Source organism: Winogradskyella thalassocola, from assembly GCF_900099995.1.
In the GTDB taxonomy this organism is placed as follows: Bacteria; Bacteroidota; Bacteroidia; order Flavobacteriales; family Flavobacteriaceae; genus Winogradskyella; species Winogradskyella thalassocola.
Genome location: NZ_FNCZ01000013.1, coordinates 1 through 23,208, shown reverse-complemented (window position 1 = coordinate 23,208; position 23,208 = coordinate 1). Strand labels below are relative to the sequence as shown.

The window sequence follows — 23,208 nt, the reverse complement described above, 5'->3', positions numbered from 1 at the left end:
ATGAAGAAGATAATTTATATAACCTTAATTTTAGTTACAGCGCTATCGTGTGAAGTATTAGAGGTAAAACCTCAAAATTCTGTTCCAGCAGAAGATGCTTTTAAAACTAAGGACGATATTGATAAAGGTATTTTAGGTGCTTATGCGTCGTTTCAAAGTTTGAGTTATTATGGAAGAACTTTCGGAATATTTTCAGACTTAGCTTCAGATAATTTATCACATCCAGTTGATGCAACAGCAACAGAATATGCGGAAGTTGATAATAATAGCATTTTACCAGAAAATGGCTCTGTAGATGGTATTTGGAGTCTCGCTTACGATGGTATTAACGTTGCAAATAATGTCATTGTTAAAGTACCATCAATTGCAGACATGTCAGACCAAGAAAAGAATGCGGCTTTAGCTGAGTTGTATTTTATTAGAGCTTTAAATCATTTTAATTTGTTGAATTATTTTGGAGGAGTACCTATTAAAGTCACACCAACAGTTGGAACAGGTAACTTAGATGTGCCTAGAAATACCGAAGAAGAAGTCTACAGCCAGATTATCAATGATCTTATGTTTGCATCAGATTATTTGCCAGCTTCTAGTAATAAAGTGAGAACCTCTAAATATGCTGCAAAAGCCTTATTGGCAAAAGTGTATTTGTATAAAAAGGATTATCCTCATGCTAAAACATTAGCTTCAGAAGTTATTGCAGAAGGTGGTTATACGCTTTTACCTAATTATAACGACATCTTCGCTGATGATGAATCTGCGGAATCTATTTTCGAAATTTCATTCTCTCAGCTAGAAAGAAACCGTATTTCAGAGTATAACTTTCCAACATCACTTAACGGAAGACGTGAAGTAGAACCATCTCAAAACTTATTAGATGCTTATGAAGCAAATGATGAACGATTTGAAGCTAGTATTGCTTTTGAAGGTGATAAAGCGTATGCTATAAAATACGATGATTTAAGTTTAGGAGCCGATAACTTCATTGTTTTAAGACTAGCAGATATGTATTTGGTGAGAGCAGAAGCAGAAGCCAATTTGCCAAGTCCAGATGTCTCAGCGGTACAATCTGATATCAATGACATCCGATTACGAGCAAATTTACAGCCAACATCAGAATCTGGAATCACACAACTACAAAGACTAATTGAAAAAGAGAGACGTATAGAATTTGCTTTTGAAGGGCAACGTTGGTTCGATTTGGTAAGAACAGATCGTGCTATTGCTGTTTTGCCAAATGTAAATGGTACAAATCAAACACTTTTTCCAATTCCTTCAGACGAAATACAAACCAATAATGATCCAGGAATGGTTCAAAATCCAGGATACTAAAAACTAACGATCATGATTAAAACAAATTATATGAAAACTAATTTCTTAAGCTACATTTTTATAGCCTTTTTATCGTTCACATTTTTTACATGCGAAGAAGATGATCCATTACCTCCACAGTCACAAGCTGAATTTACTGCTAGTGCAATGGAAGTTGCTGTTGGAGAAGAAATACAATTTGTAAACAACTCAGAAAATGCCACAGCCTATGCTTGGAGTTTTGGAGATGGTACAACATCAAACCAAGTATCGCCTAGAAAATCTTACGAAACTAGTAATATCTTTTTAGTGAGTTTGGTTTCTACAGGTTCTGGTGGTTCTACAATTTCTAATATGGAAATTACAGTAACACCTGCTGCGTCGTTTACAGTAGAAGATGAAGAAAATCTTATTGCAACGATTCCTGTGCAATTCACAAATACGTCTGTAAGTGCAGATAGTTATTCTTGGTCATTTGGAGATGCTGACAACTCAACATCAACTGAAGAAAGTCCATTGTTTGCGTTTCCTTCTTCAGGTACATTTACAGTGAGTTTAACAGCAAGTACAGCTTTTGGTTCTCAAACGGTGACTAAAGACGTTGTGATTGGTGAAGCACCAGAAGATCCAGCCGAATTATATTATATGGCAATTGGTGACGAGTACATTAGAAAACTAATCTTAGATGGATCAGGTACGGTTAGCGATGTGTACAATGCTGTCGGAAAAGGTGGTGTTGGTATGGCTTACGATGCGGTAAATGAAAAATTATATTTTAGCGATTTTGATACAACTCCTTTTGGAAATATTTGGAGAATGAATCTTGATGGATCAGGTATCGAAGCTATCGCATCTAATATTGATGATCCTTATGCTATTGCTTTAGATGTTCCTGGAAATAAAATTTATTGGGTAGATGACGCTGGTAATGTATCCAAAGCAAACTTAGATGGTTCTAGTGCAGAAATTGGATTTTTCTCAATGACGGGAGTTTCTTGGAGAGCACTTTCTTTAGATGTAGAGAATAGCAAAATGTATGTTTATGACGCTAATATCGAAGAGATTTATGAAGTGAATTTAGATGGCACAGATCCAAATGTTATTATCACCGGAAATTATGGCTACGCTATTTTAGTAGATACGGTAAACGACAAGATTTATTTCGACGATCAAAATGAAGAACTATTGAAAGTTGCCAACTTAGATGGCACAAATATTCAAACTATTGATGATGGTGGTTCTAGAATCTACGGAATGCAAATTGATAATGAAGCTGGAAAATTATATTGGTCTGGTCGTGATTCGGGAGAATTATACTCTGCCAATTTAGACGGTACAGATAAGGTCGTTTTAAGAACAGGAATTTCAAGTCCTAGAGGAATCGCATTAATAAAATAAAACTTTAAAATGATGAAGAACTTAATTTATATAGTCGCTCTACTGCTTACAGTTGGGATGTTTCAGTCGTGTTCCGACGACGATTATCCTGTGCCACCAGCAAGTACAGTACCAGATTATAGTTATACCATAGATAATGACGAGTTTGCACCTGCAACGGTAACCTTTACTAATAATTCTATCGTACCAGAAACCGTAGGTTCGGTAATTTATTATTGGAATTTTGGGGATGGACAATCCACTTCAGATGAAAATCCAACACATTTATATACGGAAGCCGGAGCTTATAGCGTGAATTTAGTCGTAACAACGTCTGGTTCGTTAGAAATCAACGAAACCACTAAAACGATTGTGATTAGAGATCCAAGTGCAACGGGAGTTCCTATGTTTTTTACAGATGGAGCCCAAGTTTATGAGGGTTTAATTAATTCGGAAGCACCAATTTTTACACCTTTAGGTGGCGTTGCTGTGCAATCGTCTTACGGAATGGTTATGGATAAGGTTAATAATAAGCTTTATATCAGTGATTTGGGGACGAACAAAATTTACAGATCTAATTTAGATGGTAGTGATTTTGAGGATTTTAGAGTTGGACTTGATTCCCCTAATGGAATGTCTATAGATTACCAAGACAACCAATTGTATTGGGATACTAGTTCTGGAATTCAAAGAGGGAGTATTGATGATTCTGATGTTAATCAAGTTGAAGATTTTGCAACAGGACAATCTAATGATCCAGACGGACTTTCAGTAGACGTTGTAAATAGAAAACTCTATTGGATTAATTATAATGGTGGTGTTTGGGTGAAGAACCTTGATGGTACAGGTGAAGCAGAATTAATTCCAGCTATTGAAGGTGGAAGTATTTTAGTCGTAGGTGATAAAATCTATTATGATGAGTATGTTGCTTCAGGTGATATTAGATTAAAATCAGCAAATTTAGATGGTACTGGGATTTCAACTTTAGCAGTTAATATTGGTCGCGTTGTTTACGGAATAGGTTACGATGCTAATGACAATAAAATTTATTGGGGAGATCGTAGTACAGATGTCATGATGCGTGCTAATTTAGATGGTTCTAGTCCAGAAGCATGGTTTACACATTCTGCTGATACTAGAGGAATTGTTATTGGAGAATTAGAATAAAATGAATTTAAAAAGATTATTAATAGCAAGTTTATGTCTTGGGTATGCGCTTCAGAGTAGCGCCCAAGAAATAGACATCAACGGAAAACTTTTTATCATAGGTGGTGGTTCAAGACCAGCATCTATGGTAGATCGTATGGTTAAAGAATCCGGTATTGATAAAGGAGGCTATGGTATTGTATTGCCCATGTCCAGTTCAGAACCCGACTCTTCAGCTTATTATGCAACCAATCAATTTTATAAGTTAGGAGTTAATAATGTTTATGGTTTAAATTTTATTAAAGACGAAGTGTTAACCGTTTCAAAATTAGATTCCATCCGAAACGCAAAATTGATTTATATATCAGGAGGCGATCAAAATAAATTTATGGATATCGTTCAAGGTACAGAAATTGAAGTCTTAATTCACGAAGCCTATGAAAACGGATCTCTAATTGCAGGTACAAGTGCAGGAGCAGCCGTAATGAGTGAAATGATGATTACAGGTACTGAGTTGAAACATCCTAAATATAACGCAACATATCGCCATTTAGAATCTGAAAATATAGAAACTAAAACAGGCTTAGGACTCATAACAACTATTATTGTTGATCAGCATTTTGTTTATCGAAGCCGATATAACCGTTTATTAACGGCAATTATTGAATATCCTGAACTCACAGGAGTCGGTATTGATGAATCCACAGCCATTTTAGTATCAGGTAAGACAGTAGAAGTCGTTGGCGAATCTCAGGTTGTCGTTTTTAAAAACCCAGATACATCTAAAACCACATTTAACGACAAAATTGGTGCTCACGGCATTATTTTGAACATATATTTACCAGGAGAAACTTTCAAAATAGATTAAACATGATTTTAAAATCCAATTATAAAAATTCACTTTTCATTGCCGTCTTATGCGTTTCGCTTTTAGGTTTTTCTCAAAATAACAGAAAAGAAAAAAGCATAATAAAAGCGGTAGATAAGCATTCGGAAAACGCTATTGACTTGATTAAAGAATCAGTCAATATTAATAGTGGTACTATGAATTTCGAAGGTGTAAAAACCGTAGGACGTTTATTTCAAAAGGAATTAGATAAATTAGGCTTTAAAACCGAATTAACAAATGGTGATGCTTATGGTAGAGCCGGACATTTAATAGCTACAAGAAAGGGGAAGAAAGGACCAAAATTTTTAATGATTGGTCATTTGGATACCGTTTTCGAATTGGATAGTCCTTTTCAAGACTACACCATGCTTAACGATTCAATAATGAAAGGGCCAGGAGTTGCCGATATGAAAGGTGGTGATGTTATCATCATTTTAGCCATGCAAGCACTACATGATGCCGGACTATTAGATGATATGTCTATAGAAATCGTAATGACGGGTGACGAAGAAAAAAGTGGAGATCCTTTAGAGTTGTCTAAAAAAGCTTTAATCGATGCCGCAAAACGAGCAGATATTGCTTTAGGCTTCGAAAATGGAGATAATAATCCAAAAACGATTGTAGTGTCTAGAAGAGGTTCTGCAGATTGGCAACTCAAAGTAAATGGAAATCCAGCACATTCTTCACAAATTTTTACGGAAGCTATTGGAGCAGGAGCCATATATGAAACGTCTAGAATTTTAAATGAATTCTACGTTCAGTTAGCTAAAGAAAAAGATTTAACTTTTAATCCAGGTTTCATTATTGGTGGTACAACGTTACAACCCGATGAAGACGGAACGGGAGGACATGCCTTTGGAAAATCGAATGTGGTATCTCAAGACGTTATTGTTAGAGGAGATTTAAGAGCGGTGTCTTTAGATCAATTAGTTAAAGCTAAAGCAACTATGGAAAAGATTGTTTCTGAAAATTATCCAAAAACGAAAGCAGAACTTACCTTTTCAGCAGGAGCGTATCCTCCATTAACAAAAACCGATGGAAATGTAAAGTTATTGGGATATTATAACACTGTAAGTCAAGATTTAGGTTTCGGAGCTGTAGAAGCTGTAAATCCAAGAAATGCAGGTGCTGCGGATATTTCATTCACGTCAGAATATGTAGATATGGCAATCGATGGTTTAGGACTTACAGGAGGTGGAGACGACCATACAATTAATGAATCCGGTGATTTAAATACAGTGGCAATACAAGCAAAAATAACCGCAGTTTTGATGTACAGGTTAGTGAATTCAAAAATGAAATAGGCATTAGGTATTAGGGATTAGGTTGAAAGCATTCATTTTAAGAAGAATATTAAATAAGAACACATGAAAAAAATTACCCTATTATGTTTACTGAGCTTACAAATAAGCTTTGCTCAAAACTACACAGAATATCATACAGGAAGTAATGCAGATGCTATTACTTATCATGAAGCAGGAGTTTGTTTAATGGGAGGAGCAACAGAGCAAGAAGATGCCATGATTTGGTTTTTAAATAAAGCAGATGGTGGAGATGTTGTAGTTCTTAGAGCATCTGGAAGCGACGGTTATAACGATTATTTTTATACGGATTTAGCATCAGATTTAAATTCACCAATTAATTCAGTAACCACATTTGTTATCAATAACGTTGCTGGCGCTACAGATCCTTATGTGTTGCAAAAAGTAGCTGATGCAGAAGCCATTTGGTTCGCAGGAGGCGATCAATACGATTATGTCAGTTATTTTAAAGATAATGCGATGGAAAACGCGCTAAATACCTTTGTGAATACCAAACAAGGAGTCATTGGTGGTACTAGTGCTGGTTTGGCTATTTTAGGAGGTAACTATTTTTCTGCACAATACGGAACCTTGTCTAGTGAAGTCGCTTTAAGTAACCCATACCATCCAAGAGTCGCTATTGGTGAAAATGATTTTTTAGATATTCCAAATTTGAATAACCTGGTTACAGATTCACATTACGACAATCCAGACCGAAGAGCGAGACATAGCGTATTATTAGCTAGACTAGCAACAGATAACGGTACGCGTTCTTTTGGGATAGGGTGTAATGAATACACAGCTGTTTGTATTGGCGCAGATGGTAAAGCTTATGTGTATGGAGAATATCCTGCTTATGATGAGTTTGTGTACTTCTTGCAAGCCAATTGTGTAACTGATTTTGAACCTGAAAATTGTACGGCAGGCGTTCCTTTAACATGGAATAGAAATGGTGAAGCCATTAAAGTCTATAAAGTACCAGGAACAGAAACTGGTGTTAATTATTTCGATTTATCCGATTGGGAAACAGGTAGTGGAGGAGAATGGAGAGATTGGTCTGTCGATAATGGTGTATTTACATCAGTAGCTGGTACTAATCCACAATGTACGTTATCCGTTTCAGAATTTGAAATAGCTAACATCAAAGTATATCCAAATCCGTTTGTAGATAGTATTCAAATAGAATCTGATGTGGTCTTAAAATCAATTCAACTCATAGATATTTTAGGAAATACGATTCCTGTAAAATTACAATCCAATAATACTATTAATACAGCATCTTTAAGTTCTGGAATTTATTTTATACAATTGAAAAGTGATTCTGCTACTCAAGTTTTAAGACTTGTGAAGAAATAGAACGGTTGTATTGATTTTGAAACAATGGACTTATTTAATTCTGAAATAGATGCTAATCTTTTACCATTTGATGGAGAAGTCAATTATTATGGCTCCATAATGACTATTGAAAAAGCACAAGAATATTACAAAAAATTACTTCAACATATTGATTGGGAGAATGATAAAGCGATCATTTTTGGAAAACTAATTATCACGAAACGAAAAGTGGCATGGTATGGAGATCAACCATTTGATTATACCTATTCCAAAACCACAAAATCGGCATTGCCTTGGAATAAAGAGCTCTTAGAGCTCAAGCAAATGGTAGAAGCCAAAACAGGTGAAACTTTTAACTCATGCTTACTAAATTTATACCACAGTGGAGAAGAAGGTATGGCTTGGCATAGTGATGGCGAAAAGGATTTAAAAAAGAATGGAGCCATTGCGTCTTTAAGTTTTGGTGCAGAACGTAGATTCTTATTTAAACATAAAAAGACTAAGCAAAACGTTTCTGTTCAATTAGAAAAAGGCAGTTTGTTGGTAATGAAAGGATCTACCCAAACCCATTGGTTGCATCGCTTACCTCCAACTAAAAAAGTAAAAATACCAAGGATAAATTTAACGTTTCGGACTATAGAATCTTAATTAGGATTCTAAATAACCCATAATTTTTACAACAGCACCAATATTAGAATCAATATAAGATTTAGTAATCTTACCTTGCTCTTTTCTCAGTACATCATCAGTAATTAAAACGTTTAAAGAAGCATTGAAGGCTGAAGAACTAGCCAAACTAGTAACTCCTCCTAAATCAATAAGCGTTTTAGCTTCTGGAAATTTCTCATAATTTTTTCCTATAAGAATTGGGATTCCAAATATTGCAGGTTCTAGTATGTTATGCAAACCAGTTGTTCCTGCGCCTCCACCAACGTAAGCAATGTCTGCATAGCTATAAGCTTTACTTAAATAGCCAATAGTGTCTAAAATAAAGACCTTGTAATCGGCTAAATTTTGATTTTCAGTTAATTCTGAATAACAAATCGTTTTTACGTTTAATTGCGATTTTAAAGAAGCCACGTAACTGGCCTTTATATTATGTGGAGCGATTACAAACTTTACTTCTGAATTCGAATTTATGAAATCCATATATAATTTGTCATCATCTGGCCAAGAACTTCCAAAGACCACACATAATTTGTCATCTTTAAATTTTTCAATAAAAGAAACCGTATTGTCAACTTTTAATTGATTTGAAACCCGATCAAATCGTGTATCACCAGAAACAGAAACAGCATTGTAATCAATACTATTAAGTAATGTTTTAGAATTTTCGTTTTGTGTAAAAATATGATTGAAGGCAAACAAAGCAGACTTTGCATAGCTTCCATACCATTTAAAAAAGGCTTGATCTTTCCGAAACGCAGCAGAAATTAAAATTGCTTTTAAGTCACGCTTTTTGATTTCATGTAGAAAATTAGGCCAGATTTCATATTTCACAAATAGGATATAATCTGGATTCACCAAATCTAAAAACCGTTTAGCATTTGCTGTAGTATCTAGAGGAAGGTAAACAACAACATCAGCGATTTTTGTGTTTTTTCTAACTTCATAACCAGAAGGTGAAAAAAAGGATAACACCACTTTGTAATTAGGATGTTTAGCTTTTAAAGCTTCAAAAACGGGCAAACCTTGTTCATATTCTCCTAATGATGCACAGTGAAACCAAAAGGTTTTATCTTGTGGTGTAATGGTCTTTTCTAGCTTAGAAAAGGTGTTTTTCCTGCCAATGACACCTTGTTTCAATTTAGAATTGAATAAAGCTGCAATTTTAACAACAAAACTAGCTAAGTAAATTCCTATAGAATAGAGTCCTTTCAAAAACAAAGATTTGTGCTAAAATACATTTCTTTCAATTAATTGCGTTGTCATAGCGCTTACAATTTTGTATTTTCGCTAATAGCTTTACGCTTTTTTATATTTACACTAAAATGTAGTCTTCACAATGAAAAAAATACAGATGGTTGACCTTCAGAGTCAATATGCCAAAATTAAAGATATAGTAGATCCTTCGATTCAAGAAGTAATGGATAATGCCACTTTTATCAATGGACCTAAAGTACATGAGTTTCAAAAAAATCTTGAAAATTATTTAGGAGTTAAACACGTTATACCTTGTGCTAACGGAACGGATGCATTACAAATTGCCATGATGGGTTTAGGTTTGCAGCCAGGAGATGAGGTTATTACCGCAGATTTCACATTTGCTGCCACTGTTGAGGTTATTGCGTTATTGCAATTAACTCCGGTTTTAGTAGATGTCGATCCTGTAACATTCAATATCGATGTCGCTGCGATTGAAAAAGCAATTACGCCAAAAACTAAGGCTATTGTTCCTGTTCATTTATTTGGACTTCCGGCAGAAATGGATGCTATTATGGCTTTAGCAGAAGCACATAACTTGTACGTAATTGAAGACAATGCACAAGCCATTGGAGCAAATTACACACATAAAGATGGTAGTAAAACCAAAGCAGGAGCTATAGGTGATGTAGCTTCTACGTCGTTTTTTCCATCAAAAAACTTAGGTTGTTACGGAGATGGTGGAGCTATTTTTACCAATGATGATGAGTTAGCACATGCAATTAGAGGTATCGTAAATCATGGAATGTACGAGCGTTATCATCATGATGTTGTTGGTGTAAATTCACGTTTAGATTCTATTCAAGCGGCTGTTTTAGATGCTAAATTACCACATTTAGATGCATACAATAATGCAAGACGAGATACGGCAAGAAAATATAATGAGGCTTTTAATAATCATCCAAATATTACCATTCCTTCTGGTTTAACTGAGTGCGAAGGGATTTGTGATACTTGTGACTGCCATGTGTTTCATCAATATACACTTAATTTAAAAGGAGTGGATAGAGATGCTTTAGTGGCACACTTACAATCAGAAAATATCCCTTGTGGAGTGTATTATCCAATTCCATTGCACAGACAAAAAGCGTATATGGATGATCGCTACAATGAATCAGATTTTCCGGTTACAAATGCGTTAATTAAATCTGTGATTTCGCTTCCAATGCATACAGAGTTAGATGATGAACAAATTGAATGCATTACAAGTACAGTTTTAAGTTTTATCGATTCAAATAAATAATATAAAACGAGCATGTTAAGAGCTTTGTCAACCAATGGGTTGATTAATAGTGAACAGCATGTGACATTTGAGAAAATTATATAAAAAACACATGAAAATTTTAGTAACAGGTGGTTTAGGGTTTATAGGATCGCATACCGTAGTAGAATTACAAAACGAGGGCTACGAAGTCGTAATTATAGATAATTTATCTAATTCTTCAATTGAAGTTTTAGATGGTATCACAACTATTACGGGCAAAAAACCAATTTTTGAGAAATTAGATTTAAAAGTAAAACCAGACGTTCAAGATTTTTTTAAACGTCATAACGATATTGTTGGTGTCATTCATTTTGCAGCTAATAAAGCGGTTGGAGAAAGTGTTGCCGAGCCTTTAATGTACTATGAAAATAATATAACTACATTGGTTTATTTACTTCAAGAATTAAAAGGTTTGAGTAATAAGAATTTCATCTTTAGTTCGTCTTGCACCGTTTATGGACAAGCAGATGAATTACCAATTACGGAAAATGCACCTGTGAAACCTGCTGAGTCTCCTTATGGAAATACAAAGCAGATTGGTGAAGAAATTATTAGAGATACCTGTCGCGTTAACGGAGATATAAAAGCAATTGCTTTACGTTATTTTAATCCAATTGGAGCGCATCCTTCAACAGAAATAGGTGAACTACCAATTGGAGTTCCGCAAAACTTAGTGCCTTTTATAACACAAACGGCTATCGGTATGCGAGAGCAATTATCTGTGTTTGGAGGGGATTATCCAACCTCTGACGGTACTTGTGTAAGAGATTATATTCATGTGGTAGATTTAGCAAAAGCACATGTCTTGGCTTTACAACGTCTGTTAAATGATAAAAATGATTCGAATTATGAGTTTTTTAATCTTGGAACCGGAACAGGAAGTACGGTTTTAGAAGCTGTTCAGTCATTTGAACGTGTTTCAGGGAAATCTTTAAATTATAAAATAGTAGATCGAAGAGAGGGTGATGTCATTGCAGCTTATGCAGAAACGTCTAAAGCAAACAGTGTTTTAGGTTGGAAAACAGAATTAAACTTAGATGATGCTATGGATTCCGCTTGGAAGTGGGAACAGAAAATTAGAACGAAATAAACTAAATCCTAACATATGAAAACTTTTCTTAGAATTTTAGTATTGCTCTGTGGAGTAACGCTTACAGCACAAAGTACATATTTACATAGTGGTAAATTAATTGATACAAAATCTGGAAAAGTACTTAAAGAGAAAACGATAGTTGTTATTGGAGATAGAATTATTTCAATTGAAAACGGTTATATCAATCCAACAAATTCTGAAGATGTAACAATTGATCTAAAATCTAAAACCGTTATGCCAGGTTTAATAGATATGCATGTGCATCTTGAAGGTGAAACGAGTTCAAAATCTTATCTCAATAAATACACTTTGAATGAAGCTGATGTGGCTTTCAATTCAGTGAAATTTGCGAAAGTTACTTTAATGAGTGGTTTTACAACGGTTAGAGATTTAGGCGGCTCTGGTGTTAATATCTCCTTGAGAAATGCTATAAACGCAGGGAAAATTGATGGACCAAGAATTTTTACGGCAGGTAAATCATTAGCAACGACAGGTGGTCATGCAGATCCAACAAACGGTTCGAGTAAAAATCTTATGGGTGATCCTGGACCAAAGGAAGGCGTAGTGAATGGAGTAGAGGATGCTAAAAAAGCCGTAAGACAACGTTACAAGAATGGTGCAGATTTAATTAAAATAACAGCAACAGGTGGAGTTTTAAGTGTGGCTAAAAGCGGCCAGAATCCACAATTTTCAATAGAAGAAATTAAAGCGATATGCGAGACCGCTAAGGATTACGGTTTTCATGTGGCAGCACATGCACATGGAGATGAAGGCATGCAACGTGCTATTTTAGGCGGAGTTAAAACTATTGAGCATGGTACTTTAATGAGTGCTGAGACTATGGAATTAATGAAAAAACACGATGTGTATTTGGTGCCAACGATATCAGCTGGGAAATTTGTTTCAGACAAAGCAAAGATATCTGGGTATTATCCAGAAATCATTGTACCTAAAGCTTTAGACATTGGTCCAAAGATTCAAGATATGTTTGGAAGAGCTTACAAAGCGGGAGTTAAAATTGCCTTCGGAACAGATGCAGCAGTGTTTTATCATGGTGACAATGGAAAGGAATTTGGTTTTATGGTTGAAGCTGGTATGCCTGCAATTGAAGCACTTCAATCTGCTACAATTACCAATGCCATGTTGCTGAAAATGGAAGACCAAATTGGGCAAATAAAACCTAATTATATAGCCGATATTATTGCTGTAAATGACGACCCAATAACAACCATTTCTACTATGGAAAATGTCGTTTTTGTTATGAAAAACGGTGTTATTTACAAAAAATAGCCAAATTTAGGTGCTTTTTCGTTTATTGAATGTGTAAATGAGATGGAGCAACGTTGCGAATATGTTAATTCATTTAGTGTCTGATTTTCAATATGATAATATCAAAAGCCATTAGCTAGGTTTTAACACTGATTCCTTGGAGTTGGTCATCAATCTTCGTTGCTTTGCAGGGAATGATAATTGAACAACATGAAATTGATTAGTATTAAAAGAGAGACCAAAACCGAAGGTCGCTTCACGAAAAAAATGGGTGTAATGTTAACCAACGTTACCTATATTAAAAAGCAATTCTTAAGTATTCCTTACAAAACACTTCATAAATACAGAGAAACGTATTATGGTGAAATTAAAGATTGTGAAGACTGTAAATTAGCGCGTTAGTTTTAAAACACTACACAGAAACGTTTTCTTTCTTCTTGCTGTTAAATATTCCACTGAAAAGTAGAATTACCATTCCTAGGGTAACAGACATATCAGCAACATTAAAGATTCCTGTTTTAAATACACCACCTAAATTAATATAGAAAAAGTCAGTGACTTGGCCAAATACAATACGGTCAAAGACATTGGCTATACCTCCTCCTACGATACAGCAGAATGCAATAAGACTCATACGGTCTAACTCTTTTGTTTTTAGGATATAATAGGTCACATAAGCTAAAACCAAAGTAGGCAATACTAACAAGAAGATTAATCTTAAGGTTGGATTCATGTCACTTCCCATGCCTAAAAAAGCACCTTTGTTTTCAACCCAAATGAGTTGGAAATAATCTTGTATAACATTAATTTGACCTTTTCCGCCTTTAATCATTGTAGTTCTTACAATTATCTTAGAAATTTGGTCAATGGCAATATTAAAAATTACAAGCAGTATAATAAATAAAGTTCTGTTCAAAGCAGTGAGATTTAGACGTTAGTTTCAAAAGTAGCTGAAGTTGTCTCCGCTTCACGATGTATTTTCTTTACTAAGCCTTGTAATACTTTTCCTGGGCCAACTTCGGTAAAATGTACTGCACCATCAGCAACCATCTGTTGTACAGATTGAGTCCAGCGTACAGGTGCTGTTAATTGTGAAATTAAATTGGCTTTAATTTCATTTTCATCGGTAATAGCAGACGCTGTTACGTTTTGGTATATTGGACAATAAGGTTTACTAAATGTTGTATTCTCTATGGCGGCAGCTAACTCTTCGCGAGCAGGTTCCATTAATGGTGAGTGAAAAGCTCCACCTACAGGTAAAACTAAAGCACGTCTTGCCCCAGCATCTTTCATAGCTTCACAAGCTTTATTGATGGCTTCAACTTCACCAGAAATCACCAATTGACCAGGACAATTATAATTTGCAGGAACTACAACTCCGTCTATCGTTTTACAGATGTCTTCAACAACTTTGTCTTCTAAACCTAAAACTGCAGCCATTGTACTTGGTTGCAATTCACAGGCTTTTTGCATGGCTTGAGCACGTTGAGAAACTAATTTAAGTCCGTCTTCAAATGTTAAGGCTCCAGCAGCAACCAACGCAGAGAACTCTCCAAGAGAATGTCCTGCAACCATATCTGGTTTAAAGCTATCTCCGAGTGTTTTTGCTAAAATTACAGAATGTAAAAAGATAGCAGGTTGAGTTACTTTAGTTTCCATTAAATCTTCCTTAGAGCCCTCAAACATAATATCTGTAATATGAAAACCTAAAATGTCATTAGCTTTTTCAAATAACTCTTGTGCTAAAGGTGAATTTTCATAAAGGTCTAATCCCATTCCTGAGAATTGTGCACCTTGACCTGGAAATATATATGCGTTCATTTGTGTTTCAATTTAAGACGCGAAAATAGTAATAATTTATTAAAGAGACCTTTGTATGGTATGTATTCCACTCTTTGGTTCGCTTTTTTAGATTAAGAATTTATAACTGTTTTGTTCCATAAAAAAAAGGATGCTTTTGAAAAGCATCCTTTTAAGCTGACTTCTTATTCCCTACAACAAGAAGTGCTCTGTTTTTTATTTCTTTATGTATGTCAGCGTTGTTTCCTTAATGAATACCTGCAGTTTGATTTTTAGGGTTTAATTTTTTTGGAAATTAGGTCTACGACTGTATCAATTCATCTGCGTTAGTTGAGGTCTAATAGTATTAAACTTTGTGCTATGACAAGTGCTATTGCAAATAGTATTAATACAAAAACCAAAAATGATTTTTTTTTCATAAATAAGTAGGTAGAGCGTTCTAAACAAAATTAGAGCAATAATGGAAATCGTGAAAAAAAATGTCGCGAAGTGATGGGTTTTGTACGTGGAAAGTTGAGATAGCAGTCACCTAAGCGCTACTTTATTTTAGAATAGCGTTGAATTGAATTTATCTATAAGAATGTGTTTACAAAAAAGAGCTGTAGGCTTTCTTAAAAGCCTCTTTGTAGGTGTTCGATATTGGGATTTCTTGGTTGTTGATATAAATAGTTGACCCTTTTACACTATCAATATTATCTATTTTAACTGCATAGGATCGATGTACACGCTTCATTCCTTTAAGCTCATTTTCTTGAATAAAATGATCTATAGTGTCTCTCTTTAAGTATTTTTTAGCTTTCGTATGTATCTCTATATATTTATCTGCAGACATTATAAAAAGTAATTCATCATCTTTAACTTTATGTATTTCATGACCTATTTTAATGTTAAAATGGCTATTAGTTTTACGATGTCTTTTGAGTACAATATTTAAAGTAGAAAATATAGTCGCTTCATTAAATGGTTTTAATAAGTAACCGTCCGGAGTTAATTTTGACGCCTCGTTAACGGTTGACTCATCAGCAAAAGAGGTTAAGAATATAAAAGGAATATTTAAATTTTCTCTGATGTATTTTGCGATTTCAAACCCTTGATTTCTGCCGTGCATATTGATATCTAATATAGCAATGTCGGGCGGATTTGTCTTTAAAGCCTGTAGCGCACTTTCAGCATTGAACGCTATTTCTGTAACCTGATAGCCCAAATCTTCTAAAATGCTATTGAGTTGTTCTGAGATGAATACATCATCGTCAACAATTAGGACTTTTGATTTTGTTTTATCTGGCATTGAATGTAATGTTTATAGCTAATCCTTTGGTATTATTAACTTGGGTTTTACCAAGTAATTGTCTCGTAGAAAGCGAATAAATTAGCTTCATGCCAAAAGATTTAGTAGTTGTAATATCAAAGTTTTCAGGTAAGCCTTTGCCGTTATCGGAGTAACTAAATTGAATATTGTTTTCGGTTTTTATAATACTGATGTCTACATTTCTAATAGCTGTTTTGTTCCAAGCATATTTTATGCTATTAGCAATCAATTCATGTAAAATAAAACCTAAGGCTTGTGCTTGTTCTACATCTAACCATAGTTCTTTACCATGAACAGTAAAACTGTCTTCTGGTAATTTAATAGGTTTTAATAGAAGGTCTACAATATCATTAAAGTATTCTAAAACATCAATTTGTTGATAGTTCCCTTTTTGATACATTTTTTGATGCACCAATTGCATAGCGTCTATTCTTTTTTTACTATCGATTAAAGCGTCTTTAGTAATTTGATCTTCTGTATTCTTGGATTTTAAATATAATAAAGAAGACACGACCTGCATGTTGTTTTTTACACGATGGTGTACTTCTTTTAGCAGGATTTCTTTATCACTTAAAGCAGCGTTGATGAGTTTGTTTTTTTTTGCGAGTACTAGCGCAATTTTCTTGTTTTGAAAATAATAATAAGTAACACATAACACAATTAAAATAAGAGTCATGATACTTAATACAGCAATGTAGTTTCTTAATTTGTTGCGTTCTTCTTTTTTATTATGTTCGTATTGTAGTAGTTTAATTTCATTTGCTTTATTAATACTATCCGTAAATGATTTTTGTTTGTAAACATCTTGCATTTCTAAACGGATAATATCTTTTATACCATCGTCATCTCTTATTTGATTACTATAAGTGTCAAATTCTTTATGGTATTTAATAGCGTTTAATAAATCTCCACTTTCTTCATAAGCTATGGCTAAGCCTTGGCTTGCTGACTTTAATGTGTTTATTTCGTTTGTGTTTTTAGCAATGTCGTACGCCTTTTTATAATAGGTGTTGCGTTCTTTTATTTGATTTATTTCAGAATATATCGTAGCGGCAATAATGTAAGCCCTATCTAAGTTGTCTTTGATTTTTAGATTTTCAAATTGATTGATAGCAAGGGTAATATTTTTTAACGCTTCCGATGTATCGTTTTGCAATAGATTTGCATTCGCTAAATTGGCTCTTACTTTGGCTTCTAGCACATAAGCTTTTCGCGTTATAGCAATGTGTAACGCTTCGTTGTAGTAATCTAAGGCGTTGTTTAGATGGTTTAGCTCTAAGTTTAATTCACCTAATTTATTTAAAGAATTAATTAATCTATTATTGTTATTAAGACGTTTAGCATATGCTAATGCTTTAGTATAATTTTTTTTAGCAGTTTCGTATTCTTTAATGGTAATATTTATATCTCCTAAGCTTTCGTAAATCGATGATTTAAATCCTACGAAATTATGTGCCTCACAAAAATTCAAAGCATCTACAAAAGTTTCTATGCTCAATTTATACTGGCCTTGAGATTCATATATTTCACCAATATTTATTTTAGATCTCGCATATTCTACAGTCAGATTGTGGTTGTTAGCGTATTCTAAACTTTTAAAATGATACTCCAACGCGAGTGTTGAATTTCCTAAGTTATTATTTAGATTTCCTAAGTCACCATAAATTTGAGCGATACCTTTATGATTATTATTTTTGATGGAGATGTCTAAACCTTCGTGTAAGGTCTTAGAGGCTTTATCAAATTGACCTAACATTATTTGAGAATGTCCTAGGAAATGATAAGCCTGAGTCATAGAGTAATAATCAGTACTGGTTTTAGCTAGTGCTAAATACTCCGAGCTATTTTTAAGACCTTGATTAAAATCTAAATAAATGGTTTTCCAACAACAATACCTATAGGCATCAAGTCTTATCGCTATTGGTTTTTTATGATTAGCAGCAATCTGATATGCCGAGTCTATAGCGCGTTGTTTCTTTATGCTAACTTGACCTATACCGTTAGTTGTAAAAAATAATGCTATTAAAAAATAGACAAATTTCATTTGTTGTTACTGATTTGAGCTAAAGGGGTTTCTAAAATTATTAAAGCTGAGCTGTAGCAGCTTCAGCACAACGCTCACCATCCATCGCAGCAGAAATAATACCTCCAGCATAACCACCACCTTCTCCACAAGGAAATAAATTAGTGATTTCAGGATGTTCTAGAGTCTCTGTTCTTGGGATATTTACGGGTGAAGACGTACGAGATTCAACACCGATAACATTAGCTTCTTCGGTATAGTAGCCTTTCATTTTTTCTCCAAATGCTTTAAAGCCTTTACGTAAAGATCCCCCAATTATTTTGGGTAATAAAGAATGCAATGGTGCCGATTTTAAACCAGGTTGATAAGACGTTTCATTTAAACTTGAAGATAATTTCCCTTCAACAAAATCCGTTAATCTTTGAGCAGGAGCAGATTGTCTACGTCCACCAGCTGTAAAGGCTAAACGTTCTAAATCTTTTTGATATTCTAAGGCTTTTAAAGGGCCGAAATGTTCGTATTTATAGAGGTCTTTATCAGCATTAATTTCTGTGACAATTCCAGAATTCGCAAATTTATTATTTCGTTTTGAAGGAGACATGCCGTTCACTACAACTTCACCATTAGCTGTGGCGGCAGGAACTATAAACCCACCAGGACACATACAAAATGAATACACACCTCGGTCATTCACTTGCTGTACCAAACTGTATGACGCTGCTGGAAGTAGCTCGTCGCGTTGCTCACCTTTACAATGGTATTGGATGCCATCAATTATTTCTTGTGGATGCTCAACTCTAACTCCCATGGCGAAGGATTTTGCTTCAAGCTTAATCTTCTTATCATTCAATAAGTAAAAAATATCCCTTGCAGAATGGCCTGTGGCTAGAATGACTTTTTCAACATCGAGTTCATTGTCATTGTTAAGCTGAATAGCCACAATTTTATTGTTCTTAATCGTGAAATCAGTCACACGAGTTTCAAAATGCACTTCACCACCAAACTTGATGATATTCTCTCTTATATTTTGAACAACTCTTGGTAATTTATTCGTTCCGATATGTGGATGGGCATCAACTAAAATTTGATCTGTTGCTCCGTGATACACTAGGTTTTCAAAGATTCTTCTAACATCTCCTCGTTTTAAACTTCGGGTGTACAATTTACCATCAGAATACGTGCCAGCACCACCTTCACCAAAACAGTAATTAGAATCTTCGTTTACAAAATGATCTTGGTTAATGGCCTTTAAATCACGTCGACGGTCTTTTACATTTTTACCGCGTTCTAAAACAATAGGCTTAAATCCTAACTCTATACAGCGTAATGCGGCATACATACCTGCTGGTCCAAAACCTATAATATGAATGGGTTTTGCATTAGAGACATCTTTGTAATCAAAATGATAATCTGAAGTTTCAGGCACAGGTTCATTGATGTACACTTCAACTTTATAGTTGAACATAATATTGCGCTTACGTGCATCAATCGATTTTCTTAGAACTTTTATTCCTGAAATATCGGAAGATTTCATTCCCAAATCATAGGCTGCTTTATTAAGCAAACCATCGGGTTGTCTTTCTTGCTGTAAATTAATGCGTAGTTGTAAGGCTTTTATCATATTGCAAAATTAAAGAAAAGAAATGTTATCAAAACTTTTTAGATAGCAATAAGTTATAATGCTAACGTTTCCATATAAGCATAAAAAAAACCACGTTAATTAACGTGGTTTTTTTTATTTCAACTGTATTAAGATTTTGTTTTTGGTTGATCTCTATTCATTTCCGTAATATCAATGTCTGTAGCTTCTGTATTAAGAAAGTGTTTGCTAAAATGATCGGCTCTTAGCCAAAATGAATATTCCGTCATGTTTCCAAAACTATGACGTTGACCTGGCATAAGCATAAAATCGAAACGTTTATTTGCTATTATTAATGCATTTGCCATTCTAATGGTGCCTCCAGGATGTACATTATTATCGACGTCTCCAGTAATAAGCATTAGATTTCCTTTTAGATTTTGTGCTAAAGATTGGTTATTGTCAATAAGGTATTTGTATTTTACATTACCATCGTCATCCATTTCTTCTTGCACACCATGGTGTGTTTCACTCCACCAACTGTTATAAATACTATTATCATGGTTTCCTGCAGAAGAGACTGCAGCTTTAAAGAAATCTGGATACACTAACATGGCTGCTGTAGACATAAAGCCACCACCAGAATGGCCGTAAATTCCAACTTTATTAATATCAATATAATCATGTTGATCTGCAAGTTGTTCTGCGACGTGTCTTTTGTCTGCTAAACCGTAATCTCTAAGGTTTCCATAACCGTAGTTGTGATACCATTTTGAACGGTCTGGATGTCCACCACGATTACCCATAGTCACTACAATAAATCCGACTTGTGCCATTCGATCTAAACGATCCATTCTAACAGAAAACGATTTGTTTACAGCTTCGGTTTGAGGACCTGGATAGACGTATTCTAATAAAGGATATTTTTTAGTGTCATCAAAATCATAAGGCTTATACATTACACCATAAATATCTGTAATACCATCATCTGCTTTCATTTTAAAAGTATCAGGAAATTGATAACCTGTTGCCATTAATTGGGATAAATCGGCTTCTTCTAATTCCATGATAAGCTTACCGGTATTGGATCTTAATTCTGAATTTGGAACCGTATTCACTCTCGAATAGTTACTCACAAAGTAGGCATTAGAATCTGCCATATCTGTACTAGAGTTATAGTCTCCAGGGTTTAACGCTTGTAAACCAGAACCATTTAGATTAATCTTATAAAGATGCTCAAAATAAGGGTCTTGATTTTTTGCAATACCATGTGCTGTAAAGTAAAGTGTTCTGCTTTTTTCATCCACACCAATAGCACGTTCAACATGATAAGAACCTGAGGTCACTTCGTTTTTTAAGTTTCCTTCGGTGTCATACAAATAATAGTGTGCCCAACCCGAACGTTCTGCCCAATGAAGCATTTCAGTTTCGTTATTAAACAAGACTAATGAACGTGATTCAATATACGTATTAAAGCGTTCTTCAATTAATACTTTCGTTTCTCCTGTATTAATATCAGCCACACAGATATCTAGTTTTTTACGATCTCTACTAATAGTACTGTAATAGATTTTACCTTTTTTAGATAATAGTAATGAAGGGTTGAAGTCATCGTTATAGGTCGATTTTAATCTAGGCTCACGATACACTTGAATGCTTTGCTGCTTTACTGTATCTAATTGGACTTTAATATTACTTTTTGAAGGTATATCGAAGATATGGAGTTCTGTTTTATAATACTCATCTTCACCTGGCATATGATATTTGTAAGACTCTAAAGTTGGGCGTTTTCCTGAAGTGGTATTAATTACCCATAAGTCGTTAATGTGTCTAGAATCTGTTCTTTGAAATACAAACTTTTTTGAGTCGTGAGACCAAATACCACGTACAGATTTACGGTCGTCCTTTTTCTTTAATTTGGTTTCATTGTTTTCTCCACGACTGCTACCGCCAAAATCATAATTTTCTTCTCCATCGGTGGTCCATTGATTTTCAACTATAGTAGAATCTTTTTCGTTTTTTACAGCTTTTAAGAAATTTTCCTTATCCATCCAATACAAGTTGTAGTGTTTAGAAAATAAAACTACAGAACTGTCTGGCGCTATATTAGCCCACGTTTTCCAATCTTCTTTTTCTTTCTTTTTATTACTAATAATGGTTAAGCCATTACCGCCAAGACGATACTCAAAATGATACACTTTATTTACTTTTTTCGCCTTTTTAGCTTTGCCTTTTTTCTTTTTATCTGTTTTTGTAGAATCTGTTTCTTTTGTGTTTTCTTTTTCTTCGTCTACGTCATCGTCTTTTTTTTCTTCATCAACTTTCTCGGTTGATGTTACATAGAAACGGATTGCAGTTTCATTTTTTACAAACTCAAAATCAAATCTTGGTAAGTGCTGAGCATCATATGGATCTTTAGTGATTTCAGTAAGCCATTTTGCCATTTTTTCGTTATCAAAAAGTGCTTTTTTGCTACGACTGTCGGCATCAACAATATAATAGTTAGAGCCTTCGGTTGTTTTGTACTGGTACCAAAAACGATTTCCAGTTTTTAGCCAATTTGGTCTTACCGAAGTTGAATGAACTAATTTTCCCAAATTCGTTGGAGAATATTTTGAGGCAGCTCTATAATTAGGAGTTGGTGTTAGATTTTCTTTTTCTGTGGTTTGTGCACTTATGAGATTAAATGATAAGCTTAATAATAGTAGAAATATTAATTTTTGCATGCTTGATGGTTGGTTAAAAATGAGTTTGTGAATTGATTGGACTAATGTACTCGGAATATTATAAAATTGATAAATATTTAACATTTGACTAACGTATCAATTAAGCCAAGTTTTAGTCTCAAAAATGATTTTAGTAACCTTATTAAATGACGCTTTTAGTGTTGATCATTATTGCTTGTTAACCTATAAGATTTAAGAATAGCAGTTCCCTCAAAAAAAAAGGCTATCAAATATGATAGCCTTTTGTGAAAATAATGAGGAGTTACTTTTTATTTTATGCTTATTTTAGTTGTTGTTTTGCCTTTGTCATTAGCAAGTTCTAAAACATAAATCCCACTCTTTAATTTTGAAACGTCAAGAGTATTCGTTTGATTTATAAATGTTGTAGTAGTAACCAATCTTCCAGATAAATCGTAAAGGTTTACTTTAGTTTTTATAACGTCATTTAAAGCAACATTCAATACGTTTTTAACAGGATTTGGAAATACTTTAATGTCTGAAATTCCAAATTCATTAACGCTTAATGGATTCATAGGCAATTCAACTAAAGCACCACCAGTTGGTAAGGCTACCCACAGTCCAAAAGCAGGGCCATTACTATTTGCAGCAGGATCTAAAAATCCACTAGCAATTACAGTAATAGCAGCATCATTTAATCCTAGTGTATTTAAAGGAGCAGCATATTCAGCAACAACAGTTGAACCGTCAGCTGTAGACACATTAATCGTATAATCAGCAGTAGGAAGTTCTAAATACCCTGTACTAAATTGGGGATAAGAAATATCGTCAACTAAAATGGCAGGACCAGTTACTTCATTAACATCAACAGTTGGAGCGTCAGACGCACCGTGATGTACCAAAATATC

The 23,208-nt window shown here is 34.3% G+C and carries 19 protein-coding genes; 11 read left to right on the top strand and 8 right to left on the bottom strand.

Annotation, left to right across the window (positions count from 1 at the left end; genetic code table 11):
- The 7 genes from BLT80_RS19025 (at position 1) to BLT80_RS18995 (ending at position 8,004) form a co-directional block, all read left to right on the top strand.
- On the top strand, positions 1–1,329 hold the full coding sequence (locus tag BLT80_RS19025) for a RagB/SusD family nutrient uptake outer membrane protein (protein ID WP_092470990.1): 1,329 nt from the start codon (positions 1–3) through the stop codon (positions 1,327–1,329).
- Positions 1,330–1,359: 30 nt separating this feature from the next.
- Positions 1,360–2,706, top strand: a complete 1,347-nt coding sequence (locus tag BLT80_RS19020; RefSeq protein ID WP_175455652.1) for a PKD domain-containing protein — start codon at positions 1,360–1,362, stop codon at positions 2,704–2,706.
- 9 nt (positions 2,707–2,715) lie between these two features.
- On the top strand, positions 2,716–3,852 hold the full coding sequence (locus BLT80_RS19015) for a PKD domain-containing protein (RefSeq protein ID WP_245710302.1): 1,137 nt from the start codon (positions 2,716–2,718) through the stop codon (positions 3,850–3,852).
- A 1-nt stretch (position 3,853) separates the two neighbouring features.
- On the top strand, positions 3,854–4,699 hold the full coding sequence (locus BLT80_RS19010) for a cyanophycinase (protein ID WP_092470984.1): 846 nt from the start codon (positions 3,854–3,856) through the stop codon (positions 4,697–4,699).
- Positions 4,700–4,701: 2 nt separating this feature from the next.
- Positions 4,702–6,024: a M20/M25/M40 family metallo-hydrolase gene (locus BLT80_RS19005; RefSeq protein ID WP_092470982.1), complete on the top strand. Its 1,323-nt coding sequence runs from the start codon at positions 4,702–4,704 to the stop codon at positions 6,022–6,024.
- 63 nt (positions 6,025–6,087) lie between these two features.
- Positions 6,088–7,377 (top strand): T9SS type A sorting domain-containing protein, encoded by a 1,290-nt coding sequence (locus tag BLT80_RS19000; protein WP_092470980.1) that lies wholly within the window; start codon positions 6,088–6,090, stop codon positions 7,375–7,377.
- Between the two features lie 24 nt (positions 7,378–7,401).
- Complete coding sequence (locus tag BLT80_RS18995) at positions 7,402–8,004, top strand: alpha-ketoglutarate-dependent dioxygenase AlkB family protein (RefSeq protein WP_092470978.1); 603 nt, start codon at positions 7,402–7,404, stop codon at positions 8,002–8,004.
- On the opposite strand, the gene BLT80_RS18990 is transcribed toward BLT80_RS18995, so the two are convergent.
- Complete coding sequence (locus BLT80_RS18990) at positions 8,005–9,237, bottom strand: 3-deoxy-D-manno-octulosonic acid transferase (protein WP_175455651.1); 1,233 nt, start codon at positions 9,235–9,237, stop codon at positions 8,005–8,007. It lies immediately after the preceding gene.
- Positions 9,238–9,361: 124 nt separating this feature from the next.
- Here BLT80_RS18990 and BLT80_RS18985 point away from each other — a divergent pair, with 124 nt between their 5' ends.
- The 4 genes from BLT80_RS18985 (at position 9,362) to BLT80_RS18970 (ending at position 13,307) form a co-directional block, all read left to right on the top strand.
- Positions 9,362–10,522: a DegT/DnrJ/EryC1/StrS family aminotransferase gene (locus BLT80_RS18985; RefSeq protein ID WP_092470976.1), complete on the top strand. Its 1,161-nt coding sequence runs from the start codon at positions 9,362–9,364 to the stop codon at positions 10,520–10,522.
- 91 nt (positions 10,523–10,613) lie between these two features.
- A complete protein-coding gene (galE, locus tag BLT80_RS18980) occupies positions 10,614–11,633 on the top strand; it encodes a UDP-glucose 4-epimerase GalE (protein ID WP_092470974.1) in 1,020 nt (339 codons plus the stop codon).
- Between the two features lie 15 nt (positions 11,634–11,648).
- Positions 11,649–12,926: a metal-dependent hydrolase family protein gene (locus BLT80_RS18975; RefSeq protein ID WP_092470972.1), complete on the top strand. Its 1,278-nt coding sequence runs from the start codon at positions 11,649–11,651 to the stop codon at positions 12,924–12,926.
- Between the two features lie 189 nt (positions 12,927–13,115).
- Positions 13,116–13,307, top strand: coding sequence for a hypothetical protein (locus BLT80_RS18970; protein ID WP_092470970.1), 192 nt, complete (start codon positions 13,116–13,118; stop codon positions 13,305–13,307).
- A 10-nt stretch (positions 13,308–13,317) separates the two neighbouring features.
- Here BLT80_RS18970 and lspA read toward each other — a convergent pair whose 3' ends face one another.
- From lspA to BLT80_RS18935, 7 genes are all read right to left on the bottom strand, one after another.
- Entirely contained in the window at positions 13,318–13,821 is a 504-nt protein-coding gene (gene lspA / locus BLT80_RS18965) for a signal peptidase II (RefSeq protein ID WP_092470968.1), read from the bottom strand.
- A gap of 11 nt (positions 13,822–13,832) precedes the next feature.
- Positions 13,833–14,726, bottom strand: a complete 894-nt coding sequence (gene fabD, locus BLT80_RS18960; protein WP_092470966.1) for an ACP S-malonyltransferase — start codon at positions 14,724–14,726, stop codon at positions 13,833–13,835.
- Positions 14,727–15,291: 565 nt separating this feature from the next.
- On the bottom strand, positions 15,292–15,993 hold the full coding sequence (locus tag BLT80_RS18955; protein WP_092470964.1) for a LytR/AlgR family response regulator transcription factor: 702 nt from the start codon (positions 15,991–15,993) through the stop codon (positions 15,292–15,294).
- Positions 15,983–18,058, bottom strand: a complete 2,076-nt coding sequence (locus BLT80_RS18950; RefSeq protein ID WP_092470962.1) for a tetratricopeptide repeat-containing sensor histidine kinase — start codon at positions 18,056–18,058, stop codon at positions 15,983–15,985. Before BLT80_RS18950 ends, BLT80_RS18955 begins: the two co-directional genes overlap by 11 nt.
- A gap of 40 nt (positions 18,059–18,098) precedes the next feature.
- Positions 18,099–19,658, bottom strand: a complete 1,560-nt coding sequence (locus BLT80_RS18945; RefSeq protein WP_092470960.1) for an NAD(P)/FAD-dependent oxidoreductase — start codon at positions 19,656–19,658, stop codon at positions 18,099–18,101.
- 128 nt (positions 19,659–19,786) lie between these two features.
- Positions 19,787–22,342, bottom strand: coding sequence for a S9 family peptidase (locus BLT80_RS18940; protein ID WP_092471081.1), 2,556 nt, complete (start codon positions 22,340–22,342; stop codon positions 19,787–19,789).
- A gap of 269 nt (positions 22,343–22,611) precedes the next feature.
- The coding region (locus tag BLT80_RS18935) for a T9SS type A sorting domain-containing protein (RefSeq protein WP_139181110.1) at positions 22,612–23,208 on the bottom strand (597 nt) is incomplete at its 5' end.

Bases quoted from the DNA above. Each gene is read 5' to 3' on its own strand.
- BLT80_RS19025 (WP_092470990.1), top strand. From the start codon at position 1: ATGAAGAAGATAATTTATATAACCTTAATTTTAGTTACAGCGCTATCG.
- BLT80_RS19020 (WP_175455652.1), top strand. From the start codon at position 1,360: ATGAAAACTAATTTCTTAAGCTACATTTTTATAGCCTTTTTATCGTTC.
- BLT80_RS19015 (WP_245710302.1), top strand. From the start codon at position 2,716: ATGATGAAGAACTTAATTTATATAGTCGCTCTACTGCTTACAGTTGGG.
- BLT80_RS19010 (WP_092470984.1), top strand. From the start codon at position 3,854: ATGAATTTAAAAAGATTATTAATAGCAAGTTTATGTCTTGGGTATGCG.
- BLT80_RS19005 (WP_092470982.1), top strand. From the start codon at position 4,702: ATGATTTTAAAATCCAATTATAAAAATTCACTTTTCATTGCCGTCTTA.
- BLT80_RS19000 (WP_092470980.1), top strand. From the start codon at position 6,088: ATGAAAAAAATTACCCTATTATGTTTACTGAGCTTACAAATAAGCTTT.
- BLT80_RS18995 (WP_092470978.1), top strand. From the start codon at position 7,402: ATGGACTTATTTAATTCTGAAATAGATGCTAATCTTTTACCATTTGAT.
- BLT80_RS18985 (WP_092470976.1), top strand. From the start codon at position 9,362: ATGAAAAAAATACAGATGGTTGACCTTCAGAGTCAATATGCCAAAATT.
- galE (WP_092470974.1), top strand. From the start codon at position 10,614: ATGAAAATTTTAGTAACAGGTGGTTTAGGGTTTATAGGATCGCATACC.
- BLT80_RS18975 (WP_092470972.1), top strand. From the start codon at position 11,649: ATGAAAACTTTTCTTAGAATTTTAGTATTGCTCTGTGGAGTAACGCTT.
- BLT80_RS18970 (WP_092470970.1), top strand. From the start codon at position 13,116: ATGAAATTGATTAGTATTAAAAGAGAGACCAAAACCGAAGGTCGCTTC.
- fabD (WP_092470966.1), bottom strand. From the start codon at position 14,726: ATGAACGCATATATATTTCCAGGTCAAGGTGCACAATTCTCAGGAATG.
- BLT80_RS18955 (WP_092470964.1), bottom strand. From the start codon at position 15,993: ATGCCAGATAAAACAAAATCAAAAGTCCTAATTGTTGACGATGATGTA.
- BLT80_RS18950 (WP_092470962.1), bottom strand. From the start codon at position 18,058: ATGAAATTTGTCTATTTTTTAATAGCATTATTTTTTACAACTAACGGT.
- BLT80_RS18945 (WP_092470960.1), bottom strand. From the start codon at position 19,658: ATGATAAAAGCCTTACAACTACGCATTAATTTACAGCAAGAAAGACAA.
- BLT80_RS18940 (WP_092471081.1), bottom strand. From the start codon at position 22,342: ATGCAAAAATTAATATTTCTACTATTATTAAGCTTATCATTTAATCTC.